This window comes from Clostridium sp. LIBA-8841 (genome assembly GCF_057782475.1).
The window spans coordinates 3,275,050-3,299,005 of the sequence record NZ_CM173488.1; the positions used below are offsets into that span (position 1 = coordinate 3,275,050).

The window sequence follows — 23,956 nt, forward strand, 5'->3', positions numbered from 1 at the left end:
AAATTTACACTTATTTTAATTAATATTTTAACTTTCTTTTTTCATTGAAAGAGAAATTCTTTTTCTTTTTAAATCAACATCTAAAATTCTAACTTCTACAACATCTCCAACCTTAACTATATCAAGTGGATGTTTAACAAATCTATCAGCCATTTGACTCTTATGAACTAATCCATCTTGGTGAACTCCAATATCAACAAAAGCACCAAAGTCAGATACGTTTCTAACTGTTCCCATTAAAATCATACCTGGTTTTAAATCTTTCATATCTATTACTCCAGATTTAAATATTGGTTTAGGTAGTTCCTCTCTTGGGTCTCTTCCAGGCTTTTTAATTTCTTTTATAATATCATTTAGAGTAGGCTCTCCAACTTCTAATTCATTTGCTAAGTTACTTAATCCTTTAAGCTTTACTCTCTCATCAATATCTCCTAAATTTCCATTTTTTAAATCTGAGTCTTTGTAACCTAATATTTTTATAAGTTCCTTTGCTACTCCATATGATTCTGGATGGACAGAAGTATTATCTAAAAGTTCTTTACTTTCCATAACTCTTAGGAAACCAGCACATTGTTCATAAGCTTTTTGTCCTAATCTTTTTACCTTTAATAATTCTTTTCTACTCTTAAACTTACCGTTCTCTTCTCTATAATCAACTATATTTTTAGCTATTGTAGCATTTATTCCTGATATATAACTTAATAGAGATGGCGTTGCTATGTTTAAATCTACTCCAACATTATTAACACAATCCTCAACTATCCCTGCTAAAGACTCATCTAATTTCTTTTGAGTTACATCATGTTGATATTGACCTACTCCTATAGCTTTAGGATCAATCTTTACAAGCTCTGCTAATGGGTCCTGAAGTCTTCTTCCAATAGATATTGCTCCCCTTACCGTTACATCTAAGTCAGGATATTCTTTATTAGCAAGCTCTGATGCTGAATAAACAGAAGCTCCAGCCTCTGATACTATAACATAGAATAACTCTTTTCCTATTTCATCTTTTATTTCTTTAAGCATTCTTGCAATAACTTCTTCTGATTCTCTTGAAGCTGTCCCATTTCCTAAAGATATAACATCTACCCCATGTTTCTTAATAAGTTTTTTTAATGTAGCTATTGTCTCATCAATTCTATTTTGAGGAGCCGTTGGATAAACTGTTGTATTCTCAACAAATTTTCCTGTTTCATCTAAAATAGCAACCTTACATCCAGTTCTAAATCCAGGGTCAAATCCCATTACGACCTTTCCCTTTATAGGGGCTTGCATTAATAAAGCTTTTAAATTTGCTTTAAATATATCAATAGCTCCCTCTTCTCCTTTTGAAGTTAACTCACTTCTAATTTCTCTCTCTATTGATGGATAAATAAGTCTCTTTAAAGAATCTTTTATACTTTCTTGTAAGTACTTATCAGTAATATTATTATTTTTTAAAATTTTTCTATTTAAAAAGTCTATAATAACTTCCTCATTACATGTTACCTTAACAGAAAGAATCTTTTCTTTTTCTCCTCTATTAACAGCTAATATTCTATGTGATGGAATTGTTCTTACTGGCTCTTTATAGTCATAATACATCTCATAAGGTGTTTGTTCCTCACTTCCACCCTTAACTTCTAAAATTCCATCTCTTTGTACAAAACTTCTTATCCACTTTCTATAATCAGCATTATCAGATATTATTTCGCTTATTATATCCATTGCTCCTTGAATAGCTTCTTCTTCACCTTTAACTTCTTTATCTTCTTTTATGTATTTACTAGCTTCAGCAATTATATCGTCCTTAAAATCTCCTGATAATATAAGTTCTGCTAAAGGTTTTAACCCTCTTTCAACAGCCATAGTTGCTCTTGTTCTCTTTTTAGGTTTAAAAGGTCTATATATATCCTCAACCTCTGTAAGTGTAGTTGCTTTTTCAATTTTCAACTTTAATTCTGGTGTTAAATTATCCTGTTCTTCAATAATTCTTAAAACGTCTTCTTTTCTACTCTCTAAATTTCTTAAATAAGTTAATCTCTCATTAAATTTTCTTAAAATTTCATCTGATAACCCACCGGTTCTTTCTTTTCTATATCTAGCTATAAAAGGTACTGTATTTCCTTCATCTAGCATCTCTATAACACTTGCTACTTGTTTTAATGAAATACAAAGTTCTTTTGATAAAATCTCATGTATATTGTTCATAATGTCCTCCTATACTCTATCTCATTAACCATTAAACATAATTAAATTATTTCTTTATAAATTGATTTTAAAGTTGTTATTAATCTAAATAAATTTATATTAAACCGCTAAAATTCAGTAAAAATAAATTTTTTTAAAATAAACCTCATTTTATTATTATATTACTTCCAATTATTAATTCAAGATTAATGGTAATTTTTTGAATAAACATAATTTATATTTCATACCTTTAATTATAACCTAATCTTTAAGGAGGAAAATATGAAAAGATTATACATAACAATTATAAATGTGCTTCTTTGTGCACTTATTCTTATGATAAATTTCTCTTTAGTTTACAGAAATAAATTTAACCCCTTTGAAAAGGAAGATGTTTTAAACAATATAGAATATTTAACCTCTGATGAATTGGAAGGAAGACTTTGTGGAAACGAAGGAAATTATTTAGCTCAAGATTTTATTGAAAAATCTTTTATTAAGTCTAATATAAAAGAATTTAACTCTACTTATCTTCAAGATTTTAAAGTAAAAGCTCCTATATTGATTGAAGGTGATCCCTATCTTAAAGTTTATGATAAGAATAACAACTTAATAGTTTCTTATAAGTATGGAGTAGATTTTAAAGAAGCATTCATAAATTTTAGAGTAAATAATATAAGTTTTGATAACACCAATGAATTTAAAGCAGTGCCTTCTGCAATAAAAGGAACCTCATCTTCTAATAATAGTGTGGTTTTTCTTTCATCACCAATAGATTCTTTTAATTTTAGAAGTTCTTTTATTGAAAATACACCTTGTGATTTATATGTATTGGTTGCTCCAGATCTTATAAAAGAATTAGAATTCTATTTGAATAAAGGATATAGAATCGATTGTTTTCTTCCTTATAAAGTTGAAGAAAAAGAAGTAAATAATATTGCTGGAGTTATAAAAGGTAAGAATCCACTTTTACCCCCTTTAGTTCTAACAGCTCATTTTGATCATATGGGTAAAGGTATTTCCGGGGAAATCTATAGAGGAGCTTTAGATAATGCCTCTGGTGCTTCCTTTTTATTAGAATTAAGCTCTTTCCTAGCTTCATTGCCTCAACCATCAAGAGATATTATTGTGGTCTCATTAAATGCAGAGGAGTTTGGATTATTAGGTTCTAAAAACTTTGCTGAAGAAAATAAATCTTTATTAAAAGGAGCAACAGTTATAAATTTTGACATGATAGGTAGCGATAAAAACGTCCCTCTTACTTTTATGAACGGTGAAGGTAATTGTGCTCATAGCTATCTTCTAGATAGACTTTGTGAAATTTGTAATCAAAAAAAAATAACTACCATAATAGAAAACAAAGATTCTTCTGATCATGCTAGTTTCATTAAGGAAGGCCTTGACTCAATAACAATAAATGATGGAGATATTACAAGAATTCATACTCCTGAAGATACAATTGAGTATATAAGTCCTACAGCTATAGATAGAAGTTTCTCGGTAGTATGGAGTGAAATTTTCTCCACCTCCTACTCCTCATCAGGATTATTTTTATTAGACTTAAGAATTCTTGTGCTTTTAATATTATCAGTTCTACTTTGTATAATATTAAAACTTAAAATTTAGATTTAGGCTATTTTTTAGATGAATATTGATTTTTAACTAGCTCCTCAGACCTGCTTAATTTTAAGTGAAAGTCAAAATTAAAAGAACTAAAAGCTTTTTAAAACTATATTAGCTTTTAGTTCTTTTTTAATTCTATTATGAATTTAAATATGCAATTATAAAGTTATCTATATCTCCATCCATAACAGCATTTACATTTGATGTTTCAACATTAGTTCTATGATCCTTAACCATTGAATATGGATGAAAAACATAACTTCTTATTTGACTTCCCCATCCCATATCTTTTAATTCACCTGTTAAGTCTTCTATTTTCTCCTTATGTGCTCTCTCTTTAAGTTCTATCAGCTTAGATTTTAACATTGCCATAGCAGTATCTCTATTTGAAAACTGACTTCTTTCATTTTGACATTGAACTACTATTCCCGTTGGAATATGAGTAATTCTCACTGCAGACTCCGTTTTATTTACATGCTGACCACCAGCTCCACCTGCTCTATAAGTATCAATCCTTAAATCTACTGGATTTATTTCAATATCTTGATCTGATGTTAATTCTGGTAAAACCTCTACTGAAGCAAAAGAAGTTTGTCTTTTTCCATTAGCATTAAAAGGAGATATTCTAACTAATCTATGTATTCCTTTTTCTGCTTTTAAATAACCATAAGCAAACTCACCCTTAACTTTTAAAGTAACACTTTTAACACCAGCTTCATCTCCTGGTAGATAGTCAATAGTTTCTAATGAATATCCTTTCTTCTCACACCATCTTGTGTACATTCTAAGAAGCATTTCAGTCCAGTCATTAGCATCGCTTCCACCAACTCCTGTATGTAATGTTAATATGGCATCATTTCTATCATATTCACCTGATAATATAGTTTCTATTTTTAATGTGCCTATTTCTTTACTTAAAGCTTTAACTTCACTTATTATTTCTTGAGCTGTTTCCTCATCATTTTCTTCCATAAGTTCTTTTAAAACTTCTACATCATCTATTCTCTCATTTAAATTTTTAAACTTATCTATTTTATCCTTTGTTCTTTTTGCTTCTTGGGTTACTTCTTGAGCCTTTTGGACGTCATCCCAAAATCCCGCCTCTTGCATCTTTAACTCAAGTTCTTCACTTTTCTTCTCTAAAGATGCTAAGTCAAAGTGAAGCCCCCATTTCCTTTAAATTATTTTTTAGCTCATGCAACTTTGATAATTGATTTTCAAGTTCCATAATCATAAAAACTTCACCTCTATCTTTAATTATTTTTCATATTATAGAGTATATCATTTTACTGTTATTTAAAACAATAAAATGATATCTGTTTTAAAAATAATATATAACTCTAAACAAAAAGCCTTCGCATTAATTGCAAAGGCTTTTTCTTATATTAAACTACTTCTCTTCCACAGCATGATTTATATTTTTTGCCACTTCCACATGGACATAAATCATTTCTACCTACTTTAGGTTCTTTTTTAACTGGTTTTTTCTTAACTTCAGATGAGTCTCCACCATGACTTGCTCCTGTTTCTTGAACAACTCTTTCCCTTTGTGGCTTCTCAGCTTCAACTTTTACATGGAATAAGTATCTTACTGTGTCTATTTTGATGTTATTTATCATTTCATCAAACATAGCACTACCTTCCATTTGGTATGCTTGAGTTGGATCTTGTTGTTTATATGCTCTTAAACCAATACCTTGTTTTAAGTGATCCATATCATCTATGTGATCCATCCACTTAGTATCAACAACTCTTAAGATTATAACTCTTTCAATTTCTCTCATTTGCTCTGCGCCAACGAACTCTTCTTTTTCTTTATAAACTTCTCTAGCACATTCAATGAATTTTCTAGTTATTTCTTCATCTGAAGAAGTTTTTAAGTCTTCAACAGTAAATCTACCATGCGGTAACATTATATCCTCTAAATACGTGATTAAATCACCAAGTTCTTTTTCAAACTCATTCTCATCTATGTTTCCTAAGTGAGATTGAACAGCTGAAGATATTACATCCTCAATCATAGCTTGAACGCTATCTTCTAGATTTTCTCCTTCTAGAACTTGAGATCTTTGCTTATAGATAACTTCTCTTTGTTTGTTCATAACATCATCATATCCTAATAATGTCTTTCTTATATCAAAGTTGTTACCTTCTACTTTCTTTTGAGCATTTTCTATTGATTTACTAACCATTTTACTTTCAATAGCTTCTGATTCTTCTAAACCTAATCTATCAACAACAGATTGAAGTTTTTCTGAACCAAATATTCTCATTAAGTCATCTTCTAAAGAGATATAAAATCTTGAATGACCTTTATCTCCTTGACGACCAGAACGTCCTCTTAACTGGTTATCTATTCTTCTTGATTCATGTCTTTCAGTACCTATGATTTTTAAACCACCGACTTCTATAACACCTTCTCCAAGCTTAATATCTGTACCTCTACCAGCCATATTAGTCGCAATTGTTATGTTACCTAATTCACCTGCACGAGATACAATTTCAGCCTCTTGTTCATGGTATCTAGCATTTAATACCTTGTGTGGAACACCTTTTCTCTTTAATAAAGCTGAAAGATATTCTGATTTTTCTATACTTGTTGTACCAACAAGAACTGGCTGACCAGTTTTATGAGTTTCTATTATTTCTTCTACTATAGCATCATATTTTCCTTTAGCAGTTTTAAATACTAAATCTGAATGGTCTTCTCTTTGAATTGGTCTATGAGTTGGAATAACAACAACGTCTAATCCATATATTTCTCTAAACTCAGTTTCCTCAGTAAGAGCTGTACCTGTCATACCTGCTAATTTAGTGTACATTCTGAAATAATTTTGGAAAGTTATAGTTGCTAAAGTCTTAGATTCTCTTTGAACTTTAACACCTTCTTTAGCTTCAATAGCTTGATGAAGACCATCTGAATATCTTCTACCTTCCATAAGTCTTCCTGTAAATTCATCAACTATAGCTATTTCATCATCTTTAACCATGTAATCTTTATCTCTCTTCATTACATAGTTAGCTTTTAATGCTTGAGTAATATGATGTTGTAATTCCATATTATTAGCATCTGCATAGTTTTCTATTCCAAAAGCTTTTTCTGCTTCTTCAACCCCTTTATCAGTAAGCATTGCAGCATGTGCCTTTTCATCTATTGTATAATCTTCTTCTTCTCTTAATTTCTTAACAAAGAAATCTGCTATTTTATAAAGATCTGTTGATTTACTTCCTGCTCCTGAAATTATAAGAGGAGTTCTTGCTTCATCTATAAGAATTGAGTCAACCTCATCCACTATACAATAGTGTAATGGTCTTTGAACTCTTTCCTCTTTATAAATAACCATGTTATCTCTTAAATAATCAAACCCAAACTCGTTGTTTGTTCCATAAGTTATATCTGCATTATATGATTCTCTTCTTTGGTCATTAGTTAATCCATGAACTATAACTCCAGTAGTTAATCCTAAGAATTCATATAATTGACCCATCCATTCTTTATCTCTTGTTGCTAAGTAGTCATTGACTGTGATTACATGAACACCTTTGCCAGCTAAAGCATTTAAATAAACAGGTAAAGTAGCAACTAACGTTTTACCTTCACCAGTTTTCATCTCAGCTATTCTTCCTTGATGTAATACTGTACCACCAATTAATTGCTCCCTATAGTGTTTCATTCCTAAAACTCTTGTTGATGCTTCTCTACAAACTGCGAAAGCTTCTGGAAGCATATCGTCAAGGCTTTCTCCATTAGCATATCTATTTTTAAACTCAAATGTTTTTTGCTTTAATTCTTCATCAGATAGTTTTTCCATTTCAGGTCCAAGCGAATCTATTTTGTCTACAATAGGTGTTATTCTTTTAACTTCTCTATCGCTATAACTTCCAAATATTTTATCAAATAATCCCATTATACTATCCCTCAATTCTACTTTCTTATATGCTTAATATTCTAATAATTATTTAATTATAACATATATATACAATATTCTAACTTTTCCTAAGAAAATATTTAAAATAATTCTTATTCGATTATAACATTTATAGTAACCAATTTTCAATAAATGTAATAATTTAGATAAAACTTTTACATAAAAATAAAAAGATGTGGGTTTAAACCACATCTTTTCTTATATTCACTAATATTAATCTTCGCCTAATCCTGGTTCAATTAAACCATAATTTCCATCTTTTCTTTTATAAACTACATTTAGTTGATTTGAATCTGCATCCTGGAAAACAAAGAAATCATGACCTATAAGCTCCATTTGTAAGACTGCTTCTTCAGCTCCCATTGGTTTAAGATCGAATCTTTTAGTTTTAACTATTGTTGATTCTTTTCCTTCTTTTAAATCTTCTATTGGATCTATATGAGCAAATCTTAATGAATCATATCTATTTTTCTTTGATAATCTAGTTTTTTGCTTTCTTATTTGTCTTTCGATTTTTTCTTCGACTAAGTCTATTGACTTATACATATCGTCAGTAGATTCTTCACCTCTTAATAGTATTCCATTAAAAGGAATCATAACTTCTATGATTTGTTTATTTTTTTCTACGCTTAAAGTGGCCTTTGCTTCAACTTCTGGTTCAAAATACTTGCTTAATTTGGATATCTTCTTTTCTACGGAATCCTTTAAAGCATTTGTTAACTCTATATTTTTAGCATATACTGTTACTTTCATATAGTCAGCCCCTTTCAAAAAAAACAAGTAACCTTAACTAATGTAAAGGTTTTAACTTTATAATATAATTGTACTCCCTTATAGCTATTTATACAAGTTTAAATTATCTCAATTTACTGAAAATTTTAACATCTAGTGAATACATGTCCTATTAAATCTTCGTTTTGCTTAAATTATTTATAGTTAATGTAACTTGACAAAATTAAAAAAGGACCATGAAAATCATAGTCCTTTTTTATAGCTAGTTGACCTGGTTTTTGACCCCACACTCGCCTACTGGAGCTTTTGCTACCCGGAATCAACCTCTCACTACTAACCCTCTCAGCCTTTATTGGCTGGTAGGTCTTACTTCTAAGCCGCACCATGCTCATTAAAACTTTGTTTAACTTACGTGGATCGTTTCGCCTGCGACTGGCATCGACTTTCAACCACAAACCTAGCTACATTACTATTATATATTACTTTTTGCAATAGTCAATAAAAAAATTTTAATATCTTTGATTTTTTTCAATTCCCTTATGCAAGATTTTAGAGTAGCACCTGTTGTCATGACATCATCTAAAAGTATAATGCTCTTTCCTTCTAAACATTTATTTTCCTTAAGTTTAAAGGCGTCTCTTACATTTTTTTCTCTTTCTTCTTTAGATAATGATTTCTGTTCTTTAACTTTATTTTTCTTTTTTAGTGTTTCTATAGCTTTAACATCCAACTGCTTAGCTAATTCCTTAGCTAAAAATTCACATTGATTAAACTCTTTCTTTTTAAGTGCATCCTTTGCTACTGGAACATATGTTATAAAGTCAATATTCAAATTTGCTTCTTTCACCTTTTCTTCAAGTAGTAGCACCAATATTTCTCCAGCGTGAAAATCACCTTTATATTTAAGTCTTAATATTAAATCCTTAACTATAAAAGAATAATAGGAGCAAACCATCATTGTGCATTCTTCAATAATCAATATATCACTTGCCTTTGGTATTTCTCTTCTACATTTGTCACAAATTATTTTCTTACTTTCCTTATTACATATATAGCATTTTTCTTCTATTGGATAAATAGCTTCTAATAAGCATTGGAAGAAATAGTTTACCTTATTTTTGCATATCTCCATAAAGTTTCATTAAAGCTTCTTGCTAACCTCCTAGCAGTTTCTATATTTTCATTTTCATCATTGCTTAATAATATTATTTCTTTTCCTATACACTTATTTTTACATAAAGCCCCACATGCAAATATTATTTTTTTGTAATCAATAAATTCTTTTTCAAAAGAATAAATAATTAAATCACAATTAGGAATAGAATCAAAATATTCATGCAACGAGTCTGTTATAAAAATAATTCCCTCTTTTTTAAATATACTTTCATTTATTACTTGTAAAAGAGAATTTTTTTTATCCTCTTTTACTATTTTAACCTTATCTTCTAAATTTAAATCCTCAGTATAATATTCATATATTCTATTTAAATTAACTTCATTTGGAACATACACAACTAAAACTCTCTTTTCTCTTATAAACCATTCAATATAATTATATAAAGCATAAGGCATTGAATTTATTAAGTTCAATCTAGTTGTTATTAATCTTGGTTCTAAAAAGTGAGTTTTTCTTTCTTGGTTTAATATTTCTATGTGATTTATATTATTAAAAACCTTATCTACTGAACATATTATTATCTTTTTAGATAAACGCTTTAAATATATTAAATCCTCACTACATTCCATACTGCTTTTATTCGAATAAAAACTTATATCATCATATATTATTAAGTCAAACTTCTTTTTAATATTAAAAATATTATTAAATGATTCAAACTGGAAATTGATTGAATTTAACTCTTCACTACTACAGATTTTTCTATTTTTCCCTACGTACAGTACTCTTTCATTATTTCTTAAGCATTCACTAATCAAATCACATATAAAATTCAAATTTTGATATGGCTCACATATCAAATTTATAAATATTTCATCCCCTTTTACATACCACCTTTTTAATATATTACCATACCTATTCTCCATTCTGAAATTATCGCCATACAAACTCACATTAAAATCCCCCTAATTTAATCTTGTTCAAAAACCTCATTTGATATTACTTCTTTTATTCTCCAATTTAATGAAGAATAACGTTCCATACTTCTTGTGTTATCAACCATATATTTTAATGCTTTTGGTATTCCAACAACTACTACCATTTCTTTTGCTCTTGTTATTCCTGTATATAATAAATTTCTATTCATAAGTAATGGTGCTCCCATATAAGCAGGTATTATTACTACTGGGAACTCACTTCCTTGACTTTTATGTATAGTAATTGCATAGGCTAAATCTAATTCATCTAAATACATGAAGTCATAGATTACTTTTCTTTCATCATCAAAGATTATAGATAATTTTTTCCCCTCTAGATCTATACTTTCTATAAATCCCATATCTCCATTAAACACTCCAGAACCTTCGTGTTCCCCTTTTCCAGCTATTCTAGTCCACTTTAGAGAGTAGTTATTTTTTATTTGCATAACTTTGTCTCCCTCTCTAAATATCATACTTCTAAACTCTTTTTCATTTTTATATGTCGCCTTAGGATTTAAGACATTTTGTATTTTTTCATTTAAATTTGTAACCCCTAAAACACCTTTTTTCATAGGAACTAAAACCTGAATATTTTTTAACTTATCCCAATTTGAATTAAACTTAGGCAATCTAGTGTTTATTAAATCTATTATTGTATTTAATATTCCTTCTTGGATATCATTTTTTATAAAAAAGAAATCAGTTCCTTTTTCATTTAATTTAGGCATTTCTCCTTTATTTATTTTATGTGCATTCACAACAATCATACTTTCTTTTCCCTGTCTAAAAATCTCTTTTAAACGTACAACTTTAGTAAATCCACTCTCTATAAAGTCATTTAAAACATTTCCAGCTCCTACTGATGGAAGCTGATCAACATCACCAACTATTATAAGTCTAGTTCCAACCTTAATAGATTTAAGTAAAGCATTCATAAGTGTTATATCAATCATAGATGCCTCATCTATTATTACTACATCTGCTTCTAATGAATGTTCTTCTGTGTTAGTGATAAAAACACTTTCTTCCTTTTCAAAAACTCCCATATCAAGCATTCTATGTATTGTCGTTGCTTCTTTTCCTGTAGATTCGCTCATCCTCTTTGCAGCTCTTCCAGTAGGTGCTCCCAAGAGAACTTTTAATCCGCAAGTTTCAAAAATTTCAATTATACACTTTATTATAGTAGTTTTTCCTGTTCCTGGTCCTCCAGTTATTATCTCTATTCCATTTTGAAAAGCACTTATTATAGCATCTTTCTGAGATTCTGCAAAAGTTATATTATTTTTATTTTCAAACTGAGCTATTAAATGATCTACATCTACATTTATATTTTGAAAATTGCTTATAGCTAAGGTTAAAATTCTATTAGTTATTCCAAGTTCACAATAATAGTTAGGTATTGTGAAAACACCTTCTTTATTGTTAACCTTCTCTAACTTTATTTTTCTATCTAAAGCCGCATTCTTTATATTTTCTTCTATTATATCTCCACTTACAGTCAACACGTTGCTTGCTTCTTTTATAAGTTCATCCTTAGGCATGAAAGTATGCCCATTTGCACAAAATTCATTTATTACATATCTTATACCACTTTGAATTCTAAAAGGAGAATCAATTTCTACTCCTAAACTTCTGGCTATTTTATCAGATGTTTTAAATCCTATTCCTGAAATTTCATCACAAAGTACGTAAGGATTATTCTTGACTGTCTCAACTGAACTAGAACCATATTTTTTATAAATTTTTAAACATTGATTTACGCTCAATCCGTGTGTTTGTAAAAATATAGTTATATTTTTTAATTCTCTCTGTTCTTGATAAGATTCAATTATTGTCTCTAATTTTTTCTTACCAATCCCCTCTATTTCTTTTAGTCTTTCTATATTATTATCTAAAATATTAAGCGTATCTTCTCCAAATTTATTTACAATCTTTTTAGCTGTAACTGGACCTATACCTTGTATTATTCCAGAAGATAAATATTTCTCTATTCCATCCTTTGAAGTTGGTAATATCTCTTCACATTCTTCTACCTTAAACTGCTTTCCAAACTGAGAATGATTAACCCAACTTCCTGAAAGTTTTAAATTTTGTCCTTCTCTTACATGTGGTAATACACCAACTGCTGTATGAATATTATTATTTTCTCTAAACTTTATAACTGTATACCCTGTATCAGAGCTTTTAAATACTATACTTTCAACTATTCCATTTAATGCTTCCATATTACCTCCTAAAAGGTTTCTCTTAAATTGTTATTACTATTAATTATATCACAATTATTAATTTTAAATCATGAAGCTGATTTTGTTGACTTAGTCAAATTTAAATCTTAAGATTATTATGAGGAAGGTGATTCGTATGTTAATAAAAAATTGTAATATAGTATATTTAGATAGGATTGAACCTGGAAATATACTAGTAGAAAACGGAAAAATCAAAGCTATAAACCCGAAAGAAGAAACTAATTGTGAAATACTAGATGGACAAGGACTTTATGTATCTCCTGGATTTATAGATGTTCATATACATGGAGCTGGTGGACACGATACTATGGATGGTACTTATGAAGCTATTAATGAAATTTCAAAAGTAATAGTTAAGCATGGTACTACTTCATTCACACCAACAACAATGACGGTAGCTGCTGAAGATGTTTTAAAATCAATGGGAGCTATACACCAAGCTAAAGTTGAAGGAACTGATGGAGCAAATGTTTTAGGAGCTCACCTTGAAGGACCTTTCATAAGTCCAAGTGCTATAGGAGCTCAAAATCCTGATTTCTTAATACCTCCATCAAAAGAAAACTTCTATAAATTAGTTGGAGCTTTTGAAGATGATGTTGTTTCAATAACTCTTGCTCCAGAAGTAGATGGGGCTAAAGAACTTACTAAATTCTTAAGCGAAAAAGGAATAGTTGTTTCAATGGGACACACTAAAGCTACTTACGAAGAAGCTATGGAAGGTATAAGATGTGGTTGTTCTCACTCTACTCACCTTTTCAATGCTATGACTCCATTTACTCATAGAGAACCAGGTGTTGTAGGTGCTGTGTTTGATAGCGATATAACTACAGAAACAATTTCTGATGGTATTCACATTTCATTCCCAAGCTTAAGAGTAGCTTATAACCAAAAAACACCAGATAAAGTCTTATTAATAACTGATGCTATGATGGCTTGTTGTATGCCAGATGGAAGATACTCATTAGGTGGTCAAGATGTTGAGGTTAAAAATGGAGCTGCTAGATTATTAACTGGTTCTTTAGCTGGTTCAGTTTTAACTTTAGATGTAGCTGTTAAAAATGTATTTAACAATACAAAATACCCACTTTATGAAGTTATAAAAATGGCTACTTATAATGGGGCTAGACATTGTAAAGTTGAAGATAGAAAAGGATTAATTAAAGAAGGCTATGATGCTGATTTAATTATCTTTGATGAAGATATAAACATAAAATATGTAATAGTTAATGGAAAACTAGTTCATAAAGCTTAATATAAATAAAAAAATACTTTGGATTAATCCAAAGTATTTTTTTATTTATAAACCATATTAACTATCATCTAACTTCATAAAACATTAATTTAATAATCAAAATAATATTAGGCTCTGTTTTAAGTAAAGGTTGATTTTAAGCTATCTCTTCCTGCTTAGATCAACATAAAAAAGTTAAAGTTCAGAAGAATATAAACTTCTGAACTTTAACTCTATTTATCTTAAAGATGTTTTTTTATCTCTTCAACTTTATCTAACTTTTCCCATGGAAGATCTAAATCTGTTCTTCCAAAGTGTCCATAAGCTGCTGTTTGTTTGTATATAGGTCTTCTTAATTCTAGGTCTCTTATTATAGCACCTGGTCTTAAATCAAATACCTTATTTATTATATTAACTATTTCTTCATCTGATATTTTTCCAGTTCCAAAAGTATCTACTATGATTGATACTGGTCTAGCAACACCGATAGCATAAGCAACTTGAACTTCTAACTTATCTGCAATACCTGCAGCTACTAAGTTTTTAGCTACCCATCTAGCAGCATATGCAGCTGATCTATCAACCTTAGTTGGATCTTTTCCTGAGAAAGCACCACCACCGTGTCTTCCATATCCACCATAAGTATCAACTATAATTTTTCTTCCTGTTAATCCTGAATCTCCTTGAGGTCCACCAATAACAAATCTTCCTGTTGGATTTATGTAATATTTAGTGTTTTCATCTAATAATTCTGCTGGTATAACAGCTTTTATAACATGTTCCATTAAATCAGCTTGAATTTGCTCTTGAGATATTTCTGGACCATGTTGTGTTGAAATTACTATAGCATCTATTCTAACAGGTTTATCATTTTCGTACTCAACAGTAACTTGTGTTTTTCCGTCTGGTCTTAAATAAGGTAAAGTTCCGTTCTTTCTTACTTCTGTTAATCTTCTTGATAATCTATGAGCCATAGCTATTGGTGCTGGCATAAATTCTTCAGTTTCATTAGTAGCAAAACCAAACATCATTCCTTGATCTCCAGCTCCAACTGCATCTATGTCAATTTTTTCTCCTGCTCTTGATTCTAGAGCTTCATCAACTCCCATAGCTATGTCTGATGATTGCTCATCAATTGTAGTCATAACTGAACAAGTTTCACAGTCAAAACCATATTTAGCTCTATCATAACCTATATTTTTGATAGTTTCTCTAGCTATTTTAGGAATATCAACATAACAATTAGTTGTTATTTCTCCCATTACCATTACTAATCCTGTAGTAACAGCTGTTTCGCAAGCAACTCTTGCATTTGGATCTTTTTCAAATATAGCGTCTAAAACTGCATCTGAAATTTGGTCACATATTTTATCTGGATGTCCTTCAGTAACTGATTCTGATGTAAATAATCTTCTCATGGCTATAATGCTATCTTACTATGCTAAATAAGATAGCCGATTCACCCCTTTCATTTTTTAATTATTTATTAAATTATTCTTTCCAACTATATAAAATAATATCTTTAGTTTTTTCATTTTAAAAATTACATATCTTAATGCGCGCTTTTAAGATATATTTTATTAACAAAAAAATCTCTTCTAAATCTTTAAAAGATTTAAGAAGAGATTCTAGTTATACACTAAATTTATCTTCTCTCATCTTGTAAAGAAAATTCTTTACCGGAATTGGCACCGTGGTGATTTCTCACTGGTTGCCGGGTTTCATAGGGCCTTTTTCCCTCCACCTCTCTGGATAAGAGTATATAAATACTAAATATTCTATTTTATTGAGATATTATTTTAAACAAAGAGACACTATTTCCAAGTGTCTCTTGCTGGTGGTGGAAGAAGGATTCGAACCTTCGAAGTCGTCCGACAACAGATTTACAGTCTGCCCCCTTTGGCCACTCGGGAATTCCACCACATATGGAGCTGATGATCAGACTTGAACTGATAACCTGCTGATTACAAGTCAGCTGCTCTGCCAATTGAGCCACACCAGCATATTAATATTTTGTTTTCTTTTAAATAAATGGTGGTGGAAGAAGGATTCGAACCTTCGAAGTCGTCCGACAACAGATTTACAGTCTGCCCCCTTTGGCCACTCGGGAATTCCACCACTTATGGAGCTGATGATCAGACTTGAACTGATAACCTGCTGATTACAAGTCAGCTGCTCTGCCAATTGAGCCACACCAGCATATTTATTATTTTTAATGGTGGTCGCAACAGGGATCGAACCTGTGACCCCCTGCTTGTAAGGCAGGTGCTCTCCCAGCTGAGCTATGCGACCTTATTGGTGGTGGAAGAAGGATTCGAACCTTCGAAGTCGTCCGACAACAGATTTACAGTCTGCCCCCTTTGGCCACTCGGGAATTCCACCACTTATGGAGCTGATGATCGGACTTGAACCGATAACCTGCTGATTACAAGTCAGCTGCTCTGCCAATTGAGCCACACCAGCATATTTATTATTTTTCTTTGTCGGTTTGACTCACCGCCAATCGACAAGATTTAGTATATATTGTTACGCTTTTTATTTCAAACTCAATTTTAGCCCATTTTTGATAATTATGTTAAGTTATTTCGAATTTTCTCTATATATCTTTTGTTTACTTCTTTTTTAATTATATATTTTCTTCAATCAACTCAATATTTATGTATGGACTCAATATATCTTTCATTTCCTTGTACTCATTCTCCTCTAATCTATCCTTTAAAATTCTAAATATATCAACTGCAGCATCTAGCTCATCACTTCTTTTAATATGCTCTAATAATATTCCATAATCTAATATAGATAAATTTTTAGCTATAGACATCAATTTAAGCTTATCTGATTTTGCTATTTTTTTCGGAATTGAATATTTATCCATCCTAAAGACCTCTTTGCTTTCTTCTTCCAAAGAATCCTTTACTTCAAAATTATTATTATCTTTATTTTTCTCAATATCTTTTACTGCCTCTCCGATTTTTTCTTCTATCTCATCTTCATTTTCTTCTATTTCAAGTTCATACTCATCAAAAATATCATCTTCTTTTTTATCAGAATTATTATTTTGATTTAATTTATTATTATCTTCTTTTTCTTTTTTTTCCTCAATTTTATTATATTCTTTATTTTCATTACTGTTTTCATCTAAATGATTCTTCTTTTCTTTTTCTATACTATTAACTTCAAATTTTGGGCTATGCTCAAAATTTAAATTAACAAAGTACAACATAATCCCCATTGTAATTGTAGTAAAGAAAAGTATTAGAAAACTTAAAAATCCTCTATTCATAAACATATTCACCTCCTCTTTTAATAATTGCCACCTAAAATCTTTTTTATACTTCTCTTTAATATTTCTTACTATCCTTTCATATAATTAATCAGGAGGTGAAGCCTTGAATAAAATAAAGACTTATTACGAACATTATTTAGCATATTATGAAATTTCAAATTTTTTAAAAGATAATATAGATGAAAAAACATTAATAGTATGTATAGGTACAGATAAATGTATAGGTGATTGTTTAGGACCACTAGTTGGAACTCTATTGAAAGAAAAATTCTTTCCTTTAAATATATTTGGTACACTTGACTCTCCTATACATGCACTTAATCTTGATAAAAAAATAACTGAGATATTAAAAAATTATCCTGGATATAAAATAATAGCTATAGATGCCTGTTTAGGAGATTCAAAATCTATTGGAGAAATTCATACTAGAAACGAGCCTATACACCCAGGAAAAGGTGTTGGGAAAACTCTAAGAAGCGTTGGTGATACTTCTATTATTGCAATAGTTGATTCATCGGAAAATATAGATTTATTTACTACTAGACCTATTAGATTAAGCTTCATATTAGACATGGCTAAAGTTATCGTTGATGCTCTAATACATGCTTATTATTTAAGTACAAAAAAAAATTAACCATATATCTCTTAATATTAAGAGATATATGGTTAATTTTATTCATCAATTAATTTTACTTCTAAATCGTCCGTACTTAAGTTTATTTTTTCAAAGGCTTTAAGAACCTTTCCAGTTCCTTCCGCTACACACCTTACAGCATCTTCTGCTACATTAACCTTAACGCCAGTTCTTTGCTCAATGAATTTATCTAAACCATTTAGTAAAGCTCCTCCACCAGTCATAAGAATTCCTTCTTCAATTATATCAGCAGCTAACTCTGGTGGCGTTTTTTCAAGAACAGAATGTACCGCTTCACCAATTATATTTACTTGATCTTTTAATGCCATTCTAAGTTCTTCACTATCTACTTTTATAACTCCAGGTAGACCAGTTATTAAATTTCTTCCTCTCACTTCCATGAACTCATTTCTATTTCCTTCTACGACTGTAGCAACATTTATTTTAAGTTCTTCGGCAGTTCTCTCACCAATCATAAGTTTATATTTATTTCTAACAAACTTGATTATAGCTTCATCAAATTTATCACCAGCGACCTTCACAGATTGTCTAATAACAATTCCACCTAAAGATATTATAGCAATGTCTGCTGTTCCTCCGCCTATATCTACAACCATATGGCCACTAGCTTTTGATATATCTAATCCAGCTCCTATGGCAGCAGCTAATGGTTCTTCTATAAGATATACATTTTTAGCTCCTGAATTTTTAGCAGCATCTATAACTGCTCTTTTCTCTATTTCAGTTGCTTGAGAAGGTATGCATACCATAACCTTTGGCGCTGATATTCTTCTATTTCCAACACCTTTTTTAATGAAATATTTTAGCATAGCCTCTGTCATTTCATAATCTGATATTACACCATTTCTCATAGGTCTTAATGCTACTATATTTCCTGGTGTTCTACCAATCATTTGTCTTGCAGCTTCTCCTACTGCTAAAACTTTGTTTTTATTTTTGTCTATAGCTACCACTGATGGCTCTTTTAGGACTATACCTTTATCTTTCATATAGACAAGAACTGTTGCTGTTCCAAGGTCTATACCCATATCTGTACCTTTTCTCCAAAACCACATATTTACACTCCCTAATATATAATAAAATTATTATTTCCTATAAAATTATACATAAATACTAACTTTTATTATATAAGGAATATTTTTATCATTCAACAACTTTATATTTTAACTTAGTAGCTTTTCCACCTCTTATATGTCTTTCAGCCTTATTTAAATCCAATATACTTTTTGCCTCTTCAGCTATATCTGGATTTATTTTAGGCAACCTTTCAGTCATATCCTTATGTATAGTACTCTTACTTACTCCAAAAACCTTAGCTGTTTTCCGTATAGTAGCTCTTGAATAAATAATGTACTGCGCTACTTCTAAAACTCTTTCCTCAATATAATCTTTCAAGAACCTTACCTCCTTAAAAATATTACTATTATTTAATCAGCTGCCTTTAAGGCAGCTGATTATCTCTTAAATTATTCTCTTACTGGAATATCCTTTAAATATTTTTGTGGATCTACTGGTTCTTTAGAATTTTCCATATGGAACATTAAATAAGTTTCAGAAACTCTATCACTTGGACTATTTTGGATAGTTTTCCCAACCTTACCTACAGGATCTCCTTTTTTAACAGTATCTCCTTCTTTAACTTTTATTTCAGGATCTAAGTTTCCATAAAATCCAACTACACCATTTTGATGCTCTATCTTAACAAAGCATCCTTCTTTTGAATTTCCTTTTCCAGCTTCTACAACCTTACCATCACCAATTGCTAAAACCTCTGTTCCTTCAGCAACTTCAATATCTATACCTTTATAAACAGATGCACTTTGACCTGATTCATTTAATCTAGGTTCTAAGTTATATCCTCTTGTTATAACTCCATCTTTAACCGGTGATATAAAACTTTGATTTTGGTTTGAAGTAGCTACAGAATCATCTGTATTTTTTGCTTCTGGATTTACTACGTCACTATTTTCTTCTACATCTGTATTAGATGTAGTCTCTTCTGAATTATCTGTCCCCTCTGTTTTTCCTTCAACTAGCTCTGCATCATCAAATGTATTACCAGTTGTAGTACTATTATCCTCTGTATTTTCTACTATGCTTTCATCTACTGTGTTATTAGCACTCTTATTTGCTACCACTACTCCAACTGTTGCTATTAAGCATAGGCAAACAAATAAAACTACATAAAATCCATCCTTTTTAATAAATCTCTTAAATTGGTCTTTTTTATTCATTTTCAACACCTCCGTTACTAATTCTGTCCATTTATCCTAAATTAATACACATATAAAAATCTTTTTTATAAAAAAAACAACAAGCAAATAAATATTTGCTTGTTGTTTTAACTACTTATACATAAAAACCTTATTACTTTTTTCTACATTACTTTCTTTAAAGTAATGTTCTAATATTTCATCATATTTTTTTCCATCCTTACCCATTACATTTGCTCCCCATTGGCTCATTCCAACCCCATGACCATATCCTAAACACTTTATATTTACTACATTCTCTGAAAACTCTAGTGTAAAATTGGCTGAATTTAAAGATAATATTTTTCTAAAGTCCTTTCCTTTAATTATAGCCTCTCCTATTTTTATGTCATCTACAGTTCCACCTGTGTTTCTATTTAAAATTTGAATATCTTCTTTTATATTATCTCCTAAATTGCTATTAGAAACTGCTTTTTTAATTGTATTCTTAAAATCATTTATTGGAATATTAACTTCACTTTCATATTTAGGTGATATCTCTTCTCCAGGGCTCTCAACAGACTTTAGATATGGTACATCCTCTGAAAAAACAGAAACTGCATCTTCAGTATTTCCCGAACTTGTAGAAAAATATTGTGGATATCTTACTAATTCTTTATTATAAGATAAAACTTCCCCCTCAGTTTCCTTTACCGCCTTTTTTATCTTTTTCAAATACTCATCTCCATTTTCCCCCCAAGCTTCTTTTCTTTTATCAATATTTAAATATGCCTGGCAATGAGTTGTATCACAAATATTTCCTTCTTTAATATTACTACATCCAGCAATCATTTTATTTATAACAAAAGTTCTAGCTAAAACTGCCTGAGCTTTTAAAGCTTCTTCATGGAAAGAAGCAGGCATTTCACTTGAAACTACAGATAAAACATAATCTTCTAAAGACACCTTTTCCACTTTATTTTCTTTAGATATGTAAACTTCAACTTCTTTTATATTAACTACTTCAGATAACCTTTGATTTTTCTTTATTTCAGTACTATTGCTTTCAGCTATACTGGAGCTTGATAAAAACCCAAATAATATAGGTATAATAAATATACTTAATATAACAGCTCCTATAAAAATTACTGCTTCTAAAATTCTTTTATTTCTCATAAATCCTCCAAAAACTTATTAATACACTTTATGTATATGCTAAGTATCTTGAAACTCGAACTCATATTAAAATTATTTAAAAACAAAAAAATCAACAGCATATGCTGTTGATTTAAACTCTATTTATGTCAGCGCCTAACGCTCTGAACTTATTTTCTATTTCAACATAACCTCTATCTATATGGTGTATATCAGTAACTATTGTTTCTCCCTTTGCTATAAGTCCAGCTAAAACCAAAGCTGCTCCTGCTCTTAAATCTGTTGCCTTCACTTCACACCCTGTAAGATTATCTACACCATCAATTAAAGCAGTTCTTCCTTCTACTTGTATATTTGCACCCATACGTCTTAATTCATCAACATTCATGAATCTATTTTCAAAAACACTTTCTGTTATAATACTACTACCCTTTGCTATACTCAATAAACTCATCATTTGTGATTGCATATCAGTAGGATACCCTGGATACGGCATTGTCTTTATATTAATTGGTTTTATCTCTTTATTTCCTCTTACTATTATACTATTCGGCTCATTATCAATTTTAAAGAATTCTGTTCCCACTTCTCTTAATTTAGAAATTGTGGCTGCACAGTGGTCTGAATTAACACCATTCAATTTTATTTCTGAACCTGTTATTGCTGCTGCAACCATAAATGTACCTGCTTCTATTCTATCATATATAGGAGTATATTCTGTTGAAGTTAAAGATTCTACACCATCTATTACTATTTCTCCTGGTTTTTCAGTATAAATTTTTGCTCCCATAGAATTTAAAAATTTAATTAAATCAATTATTTCTGGTTCTTGAGCAGCATTTTCAATCACTGTAGTACCTTTAGCCATAGTTGCTGCCATCATTATATTCTCTGTTGCACCAACAGAAGGAAAGTCTAAATATACTTTATTTCCAAATAACTTTTTAGCTTGAATACATACAAATCCATTACCACAATTTTTATCTTCTGCACCTAAAGCTCTAAGACCCTTTAAATGCAATTCTATTGGTCTTGAACCAATATTACATCCACCTGGTCTAGCTAATTTAAATTCTCCATATTTAGTTATCATTGGCCCCATTATAAGAAATGAAGCTCTCATTTTTTTTACTAAATTCTCATTTGGGATTAAAGGTTCTCTTTGCAATGGTGGTACAATTAATTTATTATTTTTCTTATCTATATTTAATTCATAACCTAATTGTTCCATAACATCACAAATAGTAAACACATCTTCTAACATTGGTAATTCATTTATAGTTATAATATCATTAGCTAATATAGATCCTGCAATTATTGGTAAAACTGAATTTTTAGCTGTACTAATTTTTACTTCTCCATTTAATTTTTTTCCACCTTTTACTACTATTTTATCCATATTATCCTCCATTAAAATTATTTTAATATGTTGTGAATATAATAGGAGTGCCTAAAATCAACTTCCTATCTTCCTCATATGTCATAATGGAGTAATTAAACTGATAATCACTCTTAAGATTAATTATTCCTGTAGTTCCATTCTCTAAATTTATACTTTGTGATTCTATTACATGCTTCTTACCAATTGATTCTATAATTTTTTTTTCAATTTCATCTATATTATTATTTTCTCTAATATTACCTTTTATATAAGTGTAATATTTTATATTTGATATGTTTTTATTATGAATAACTTGAAAATATTCCTTAATATAATTAAAATCAATTCTATATCTAGAAAATATTTCTATTTGAACTCTATTTTTCCCATTTTCTTTTATCAAACTAATATTTAATTTAATTTCATCACTAGAATTCTCTAAATATAAACCACCTTCACTTTCTTCTACAATACTGAAATCTTTAATTTTAAGAGAATTATATAAATTATTCAATTCTTTATTGATACTTTCATTAGTTAGATATTCTATTTTTATTCCATACTCTTCTATATCACAAAGTTCTTCTGATACTTTAGTATAAACCTCATTTTCTAAATTGCTAATGCTTGGACAAAAAATAAAAGAGAAACAAAATAATACCATTGTAAAAATATTTTTATTCATCACTATCCCACCTTTCTTCTTAATTATTGTCAGGGATAGCTTTTTTATACAATAATTGCCTTTCATATTATCAATATATTAAAATCACCTGAAAAAGTTCTATTAAATTACATAAAAACATTTGTTATACCAAAAAAAAGCATACAGTTTCCTGTATGCTTTAAATAATCTACATTTCTTTTAACTTTAATCTAGACATAGCTCTTGCTAAGGCTAACTTAGCTCTTTTTACATCTGTCTCATCAGCAATTTTTTTTAATCTTTCTTCTGCTCTTTGCTTAGCCTCCATAGCTCTCGCTTGATCTATTTCTTCTGGCCATTCTGCAGAATTTACACAAAATGTAACTTCATTATCTTGAACCTTCATTAATCCTGTTGAAGTAAATAAGTACTTACTTTCACCATTTTCATCATCTACTCTTGTAACTGTTGGAGTAGTAGCTGTTATATAAGGTTGGTGACCAGCTAATATTTCAAACTCACCAAGAGCATTTTTACATAAAACTCTTGTAACCTCACCTGAAATAAGAACTCTTTCTGGTGTTGTTATAGTTAAATTGAATTTACTCATCTTT

General features: G+C 29.8%; 19 protein-coding genes, 7 tRNA genes and 1 riboswitch. Of the genes, 3 read left to right on the forward strand and 23 right to left on the reverse strand.

What is annotated here, in order from left to right:
• Positions 1 to 27: 27 nt before the first annotated feature.
• Positions 28 to 2,190, reverse strand: a complete 2,163-nt coding sequence (tex, locus tag AC2A4K_RS14380) for an RNA-binding transcriptional accessory protein Tex (RefSeq protein WP_322503175.1) — start codon at positions 2,188 to 2,190, stop codon at positions 28 to 30.
• A 261-nt stretch (positions 2,191 to 2,451) separates the two neighbouring features.
• Here tex and AC2A4K_RS14385 point away from each other — a divergent pair, with 261 nt between their 5' ends.
• The gene (locus AC2A4K_RS14385; protein WP_322503176.1) at positions 2,452 to 3,795 is read left to right on the forward strand and encodes a M28 family metallopeptidase; all 1,344 of its coding nucleotides are present in this window, start codon (positions 2,452 to 2,454) and stop codon (positions 3,793 to 3,795) included.
• A 135-nt stretch (positions 3,796 to 3,930) separates the two neighbouring features.
• On the opposite strand, the gene prfB is transcribed toward AC2A4K_RS14385, so the two are convergent.
• From prfB to recD2, 6 genes are all read right to left on the reverse strand, one after another.
• Positions 3,931 to 5,026, reverse strand: a protein-coding gene (gene prfB / locus AC2A4K_RS14390; protein WP_322503177.1) for a peptide chain release factor 2 whose coding sequence is annotated in 2 segments (ribosomal slippage) — positions 3,931 to 4,947 and positions 4,949 to 5,026 — 1,095 coding nt in all. Because the reading frame shifts where the segments join, the coding sequence is not laid out codon by codon here.
• 151 nt (positions 5,027 to 5,177) lie between these two features.
• Positions 5,178 to 7,700: a preprotein translocase subunit SecA gene (secA, locus tag AC2A4K_RS14395; protein WP_322503178.1), complete on the reverse strand. Its 2,523-nt coding sequence runs from the start codon at positions 7,698 to 7,700 to the stop codon at positions 5,178 to 5,180.
• A 234-nt stretch (positions 7,701 to 7,934) separates the two neighbouring features.
• Positions 7,935 to 8,474 carry a ribosome hibernation-promoting factor, HPF/YfiA family gene (hpf, locus tag AC2A4K_RS14400; RefSeq protein ID WP_322503179.1) on the reverse strand — a complete coding sequence of 180 codons (540 nt, stop codon included), beginning with the start codon at positions 8,472 to 8,474 and terminating at the stop codon, positions 7,935 to 7,937.
• Positions 8,475 to 8,925: 451 nt separating this feature from the next.
• The gene (locus AC2A4K_RS14405) at positions 8,926 to 9,585 is read right to left on the reverse strand and encodes a ComF family protein (RefSeq protein WP_322503180.1); all 660 of its coding nucleotides are present in this window, start codon (positions 9,583 to 9,585) and stop codon (positions 8,926 to 8,928) included.
• Entirely contained in the window at positions 9,561 to 10,523 is a 963-nt protein-coding gene (locus AC2A4K_RS14410) for a hypothetical protein (protein ID WP_322503181.1), read from the reverse strand. The genes AC2A4K_RS14405 and AC2A4K_RS14410 overlap by 25 nt, the downstream gene beginning before the upstream one ends.
• Positions 10,524 to 10,540: 17 nt before the next feature.
• Positions 10,541 to 12,775, reverse strand: coding sequence for an SF1B family DNA helicase RecD2 (gene recD2 / locus AC2A4K_RS14415; protein ID WP_322503182.1), 2,235 nt, complete (start codon positions 12,773 to 12,775; stop codon positions 10,541 to 10,543).
• Positions 12,776 to 12,911: 136 nt separating this feature from the next.
• Between recD2 and nagA the strand changes: the two genes are divergently transcribed.
• Complete coding sequence (gene nagA / locus AC2A4K_RS14420) at positions 12,912 to 14,048, forward strand: N-acetylglucosamine-6-phosphate deacetylase (RefSeq protein WP_322503183.1); 1,137 nt, start codon at positions 12,912 to 12,914, stop codon at positions 14,046 to 14,048.
• Between the two features lie 221 nt (positions 14,049 to 14,269).
• Here nagA and metK read toward each other — a convergent pair whose 3' ends face one another.
• From metK to AC2A4K_RS14465, 9 genes are all read right to left on the reverse strand, one after another.
• Positions 14,270 to 15,445: a methionine adenosyltransferase gene (gene metK / locus AC2A4K_RS14425; RefSeq protein ID WP_322503184.1), complete on the reverse strand. Its 1,176-nt coding sequence runs from the start codon at positions 15,443 to 15,445 to the stop codon at positions 14,270 to 14,272.
• A 234-nt stretch (positions 15,446 to 15,679) separates the two neighbouring features.
• A riboswitch (SAM riboswitch) is annotated at positions 15,680 to 15,786 on the reverse strand.
• A gap of 76 nt (positions 15,787 to 15,862) precedes the next feature.
• A tRNA-Tyr gene (locus AC2A4K_RS14430) sits at positions 15,863 to 15,948 on the reverse strand.
• A gap of 5 nt (positions 15,949 to 15,953) precedes the next feature.
• Positions 15,954 to 16,029, reverse strand: a tRNA-Thr gene (locus AC2A4K_RS14435).
• A gap of 30 nt (positions 16,030 to 16,059) precedes the next feature.
• A tRNA-Tyr gene (locus AC2A4K_RS14440) sits at positions 16,060 to 16,145 on the reverse strand.
• Between the two features lie 5 nt (positions 16,146 to 16,150).
• Positions 16,151 to 16,226: transfer RNA gene (locus AC2A4K_RS14445), tRNA-Thr, on the reverse strand.
• Positions 16,227 to 16,243: 17 nt separating this feature from the next.
• Positions 16,244 to 16,319: transfer RNA gene (locus AC2A4K_RS14450), tRNA-Val, on the reverse strand.
• A 4-nt stretch (positions 16,320 to 16,323) separates the two neighbouring features.
• A tRNA-Tyr gene (locus AC2A4K_RS14455) sits at positions 16,324 to 16,409 on the reverse strand.
• A 5-nt stretch (positions 16,410 to 16,414) separates the two neighbouring features.
• Positions 16,415 to 16,490, reverse strand: a tRNA-Thr gene (locus AC2A4K_RS14460).
• Between the two features lie 163 nt (positions 16,491 to 16,653).
• Positions 16,654 to 17,316 (reverse strand): hypothetical protein, encoded by a 663-nt coding sequence (locus AC2A4K_RS14465; RefSeq protein WP_322503185.1) that lies wholly within the window; start codon positions 17,314 to 17,316, stop codon positions 16,654 to 16,656.
• A 100-nt stretch (positions 17,317 to 17,416) separates the two neighbouring features.
• Here AC2A4K_RS14465 and yyaC point away from each other — a divergent pair, with 100 nt between their 5' ends.
• Positions 17,417 to 17,947, forward strand: coding sequence for a spore protease YyaC (gene yyaC, locus AC2A4K_RS14470; protein ID WP_322503186.1), 531 nt, complete (start codon positions 17,417 to 17,419; stop codon positions 17,945 to 17,947).
• 38 nt (positions 17,948 to 17,985) lie between these two features.
• Here yyaC and mreB read toward each other — a convergent pair whose 3' ends face one another.
• The 7 genes from mreB to AC2A4K_RS14505 all read right to left on the reverse strand — a co-directional run bounded on the left by mreB (position 17,986) and on the right by AC2A4K_RS14505 (position 23,952).
• Positions 17,986 to 19,023, reverse strand: coding sequence for a rod shape-determining protein MreB (gene mreB / locus AC2A4K_RS14475; protein ID WP_322503187.1), 1,038 nt, complete (start codon positions 19,021 to 19,023; stop codon positions 17,986 to 17,988).
• 88 nt (positions 19,024 to 19,111) lie between these two features.
• On the reverse strand, positions 19,112 to 19,363 hold the full coding sequence (gene spoIIID / locus AC2A4K_RS14480; protein ID WP_003452341.1) for a sporulation transcriptional regulator SpoIIID: 252 nt from the start codon (positions 19,361 to 19,363) through the stop codon (positions 19,112 to 19,114).
• Between the two features lie 71 nt (positions 19,364 to 19,434).
• Positions 19,435 to 20,202: a M23 family metallopeptidase gene (locus AC2A4K_RS14485; RefSeq protein WP_322503188.1), complete on the reverse strand. Its 768-nt coding sequence runs from the start codon at positions 20,200 to 20,202 to the stop codon at positions 19,435 to 19,437.
• Positions 20,203 to 20,313: 111 nt separating this feature from the next.
• Entirely contained in the window at positions 20,314 to 21,336 is a 1,023-nt protein-coding gene (gene spoIID, locus AC2A4K_RS14490) for a stage II sporulation protein D (protein WP_322503189.1), read from the reverse strand.
• 112 nt (positions 21,337 to 21,448) lie between these two features.
• The gene (gene murA, locus AC2A4K_RS14495) at positions 21,449 to 22,714 is read right to left on the reverse strand and encodes a UDP-N-acetylglucosamine 1-carboxyvinyltransferase (RefSeq protein ID WP_322503190.1); all 1,266 of its coding nucleotides are present in this window, start codon (positions 22,712 to 22,714) and stop codon (positions 21,449 to 21,451) included.
• 22 nt (positions 22,715 to 22,736) lie between these two features.
• Complete coding sequence (locus tag AC2A4K_RS14500) at positions 22,737 to 23,381, reverse strand: hypothetical protein (RefSeq protein WP_322503191.1); 645 nt, start codon at positions 23,379 to 23,381, stop codon at positions 22,737 to 22,739.
• Between the two features lie 169 nt (positions 23,382 to 23,550).
• Entirely contained in the window at positions 23,551 to 23,952 is a 402-nt protein-coding gene (locus tag AC2A4K_RS14505; protein ID WP_322503192.1) for a F0F1 ATP synthase subunit epsilon, read from the reverse strand.
• Positions 23,953 to 23,956 lie beyond the last annotated feature (4 nt).